Below are 1,179 nucleotides of genomic sequence, written 5' to 3' on the forward strand. Positions count from 1 at the left end.
TTATGCAGTTACTTTAGCAACAACACCAGCGCCTACAGTACGACCACCTTCACGGATCGCAAAACGTAGACCTGGGTCCATTGCGATCGGGTGGATTAACTCTACTGACATTTCTACGTTGTCACCAGGCATAACCATTTCAACGCCATCTTGTAATTTGATCGCGCCAGTTACGTCAGTTGTACGGAAGTAGAACTGTGGACGGTAACCGTTAAGGAATGGAGTGTGACGACCACCTTCTTCTTTAGAAAGTACGTATACTTCTGCATCGAATTTAGTGTGCGGCTTGATTGTACCTGGTTTAGCAAGTACTTGACCACGTTGTACGTCTTCACGCTTAGTACCACGAAGTAAGATACCACAGTTCTCACCAGCACGACCTTCATCAAGAAGTTTACGGAACATCTCAACGCCAGTTACAGTTGTCTTAACCGTATCTTTGATACCTACGATTTCAACTTCTTCACCAACTTTTACGATACCCGCTTCTACACGACCAGTTACTACTGTACCACGGCCTGAGATTGAGAATACATCTTCGATTGGCATCAAGAATGCTTTATCGATAGCACGTTCTGGTTCTGGGATGTAAGAGTCAAGCGCTTCAACAAGAGCAAGAACTGATGATTCGCCATATTGACCAGCATCACCATTAAGTGCTGCAAGTGCTGAACCACGGATAACTGGAGTGTCATCACCTGGGAAGTCATAAGTAGATAGAAGTTCACGAACTTCCATTTCTACCAATTCAAGTAATTCTTCATCATCAACAAGATCACACTTGTTCAAGAATACGATGATGTAAGGTACACCAACCTGACGTGAAAGAAGGATGTGTTCACGAGTTTGTGGCATTGGACCATCAGTCGCAGCACATACAAGGATCGCGCCGTCCATCTGAGCAGCACCAGTAATCATGTTTTTAACATAATCGGCGTGGCCCGGGCAGTCTACGTGAGCGTAGTGACGAATTGGAGAATCGTATTCTACGTGTGATGTATTAATTGTAATACCACGTGCTTTTTCTTCAGGAGCTGAGTCGATTTGTGAGTAATCTTTCGCTTCACCGCCGTAAGTTTTTGCACAGATAGTTGCAATCGCAGCAGTTAAAGTTGTTTTACCATGGTCAACGTGACCAATTGTACCCACGTTTACGTGTGGTTTATTACGTTCAAACTT

At 44.2% G+C, this 1,179-nt stretch carries 1 protein-coding gene; it reads right to left on the reverse strand.

From position 1 onward, the window contains the following. Positions 1-1,179 (reverse strand): elongation factor Tu (gene tuf / locus Aba26S_RS20930; protein ID WP_052500236.1); only part of this gene is annotated, 1,179 nt, incomplete at its 5' end.

The organism is Acinetobacter sp. NBRC 110496, from assembly GCF_000876115.1.
Lineage (GTDB): Bacteria > Pseudomonadota > Gammaproteobacteria > Pseudomonadales > Moraxellaceae > Acinetobacter.